Origin of the sequence: Thiohalocapsa sp., assembly GCF_019695415.1 — a bacterium.
Classification (GTDB): Bacteria; Pseudomonadota; Gammaproteobacteria; order Chromatiales; family Chromatiaceae; genus Thiohalocapsa.
Genome location: NZ_JAIFKJ010000534.1, coordinates 1 through 2,618 on the forward strand (window position 1 = coordinate 1; position 2,618 = coordinate 2,618).

Consider the following 2,618-nt stretch of genomic DNA (forward strand, 5'->3'; position numbering starts at 1 on the left):
CCGACGAAGAGGGTTACCTCGCCAACATCAACGACTGGGAGCCCGGCGTCGCCGAGGTCATGTCTAAAGAAGACGACCTCGAGCTCACCGACGAGCATTGGGACATCATCAACTACCTGCGCGAGTACTACGAAGAGTATCAGATCGCGCCCGCCGTCCGCGTGCTGACCAAGGCGGTAGGTAAGAAGTTCGGTAAGGATAAGGGCAACAGCAAGTATCTGTACGGCCTGTTCCCGTACGGTCCTGCGAAGCAGGCTTGCCGTTACGCCGGCCTGCCCAAGCCGACCGGCTGCGTCTAACCTCGGCTGCGCCTGACGCCGGCACACGGCCGCGTCAGGCGGGCCGCCGCGGCTGCCGAGTGAATGACTCAGTCAATCGTCCCGGTAGCCGCTCTGAATACCCTTGCCGAGCGCAGGCGCTGAGCCGCCTGCATCGGCCGGTTATGCCAAGCACTTCCGCCGCGGCCTCACAGCGTCATCCGGTGTTTGGCTGACAAAAACGTGATCATCACCGAGGCACCGTCGTCATGTCCTTCATCTCCACCATCTACGCCTATCTGTTCTACTTTGCGGCGTTCGTGTTGGTGGCCGGGCTGGCGGCCAAGGTCGTTCAGTACGCGCGGGCACCGGCGCCGCTCAAGATCCCTACCACGCCCGCACCGACGACACGTGCCGGCGTCGTCTTCCGGCTGACGCGCGAGGTGGTCTTCTTCGAGAGCCTGTTTCGCGGCAACAAGTGGATCTGGATCTTTGGCTGGATGTTTCACTTCGGACTGTTCTTGGTGACCCTGCGCCACCTGCGGTACTTCATCGAGCCGGTGTGGGCGCCGATCCAGTTCATCCAGCCTTTCGGCATCTACGGTGGGATCGCCATGGTCATTGGCCTCGCCGGACTCTGGGCGCGCCGTTTTCTGGTGGACCGGGTGCGCTACATCACCTCGCTGTCCGACCACCTTATCCTGGCATTGCTGGTCACCATCGGCCTGTCTGGGCTCGCGATGCAGTTCTTGGCACACACCGACGTGATCCGGGTGAAGGAGTTCTTCCAAGGGCTTTACGTCGGGCAGGTGCTGCCGTTGCCGGCTGATCCGCTGCTGCTGCTGCACCTGCTGCTCGTGGCTCTGCTGATGATCATCTTCCCGTACAGCAAGCTGCTGCATATGCCAGGGCTCTTTTTCAGCCCGTCGCGCAATCAGGTGGACAACCCCCGGGAGCGTCGACATGTCGCCGGCTGGGCCCGGCGTCTGGAACAGACGCAATAGGTCGTGCATCGGCCCCTTGGGCCCGAGTGATGCCCCTCGCAGGGAGCCATCTGCGACCCAAGGGACCTGACGGAGCGCGGCGCATACAGGCGTCAAGACACACGGGCGCTAGACCCAGCTTTCGGAGAGACTCATAACATGGCCAAGGCCGACTTCGAAGTTCCCGTCCTGAAACAATATCCGGAGATTCCGGAGATCGAGCCGGGCGTCATGTCCCACTCGTCGCCGTTCAAGTCCAAGGAGGAGTTCCAGGCGCCTCTCGGCTTCCCCGGCCAGCTCGTCGAGAACTGGCAGGAGCAGGCCATCGACAAGATGGGGGAGCTGCTGGGCCGTTATCGCTCGCTGCGGGTGTACCTGGATTCGTGCGTCAAGTGCGGCTCCTGCACCGACAAGTGTCATTACTATCTGGGCACGCACGATCCCAAGAATATGCCCGTCGGCCGCCAGGACCTGATGCGAAAGGTCTACCGGCGCTATTTCACGTTAGCCGGCAAGTTCTTTCCGAAGCTGGTCGGCGCCGAGGACTTCACCGAAGAGGTCCTCAACGACTGGTACAGCTACTTCCACCAGTGCTCCCAGTGCCGCCGCTGCTCGGTCTTCTGCCCCTACGGCATCGACACCGCCGAGATCTCCATGGCCGCCCGGGAGATCATGGACCACATCGGCGTCGGCCAGAAGTACTGCAACGAGATCATCGGCAAGGTCTACAAGATCGGCAACAACCTCGGGCTGCCCGGGCCGGCGCTGGAGGACACCCTCGAGGGGCTGGAAGAGGACGTCTACGACGGCACCGGCGTCGAGGTGAAGGATCCGCTCGACCAGGAAGGCGCCGAAAGCATGCTCCACACGCCCTCGGCCGACTTCTTCGCCGAGCCGCACGTCGACGGCCTCATCGGCTACGGCAAGGTTTTCCACGAGGCGGGAGTCTCCTGGACGCTCAGCAGCCATGCCTCCGAGGCCGCCAATTTCGGCATGTTCATCGGCTCCTACGAGAACATGCGTCGGGTTGCGTTGCGTATCCGCGAGGCTGCGATCAAGCTCGGCGTCAAGCGCATCGTCTTCGGCGAGTGCGGGCACGCCTGGCGCGTCGCCTACAGCTTCCTGAATACCCTCGCCGGGCCGTGGGACTTCCTGGACCCGCGCTACCCGGTGCCGCAGCACATCTGCGAGTTCACCTACGACCTGATTCAGCGGGGCGAGCTGAATCTGGACAAGTCGCGCAACGACGACATGGTGTTGACCTACCCCGACCCGTGTACTGTGGCGCGTGCCTACCGCATGGGCACGCGGCCTGGCGGTCAGTTCGATCTGCCGCGCGCCCTCACCCCCCCGCGATGCACCCCCTCCTACCCCCTGG

At 63.3% G+C, this 2,618-nt stretch carries 3 protein-coding genes; all 3 read left to right on the forward strand.

Going from position 1 to position 2,618, the window contains the following annotated elements; genetic code table 11:
* Positions 1–299, forward strand: a 299-nt coding sequence (locus I6U14_RS14785; protein ID WP_296900284.1) for a TusE/DsrC/DsvC family sulfur relay protein, incomplete at its 5' end; no start/stop codon positions are given.
* Positions 300–526: 227 nt separating this feature from the next.
* Entirely contained in the window at positions 527–1,261 is a 735-nt protein-coding gene (locus tag I6U14_RS14790) for a respiratory nitrate reductase subunit gamma (RefSeq protein WP_296900285.1), read from the forward strand.
* A 138-nt stretch (positions 1,262–1,399) separates the two neighbouring features.
* Positions 1,400–2,618: sulfate reduction electron transfer complex DsrMKJOP subunit DsrK (gene dsrK, locus I6U14_RS14795; protein ID WP_296900286.1), on the forward strand; the 1,219-nt coding region annotated here is incomplete at its 3' end.

Excerpts from the sequence above, each read along its gene's own strand:
- I6U14_RS14790 (WP_296900285.1), top strand. The coding sequence starts at position 527 with ATGTCCTTCATCTCCACCATCTACGCCTATCTGTTCTACTTTGCGGCG.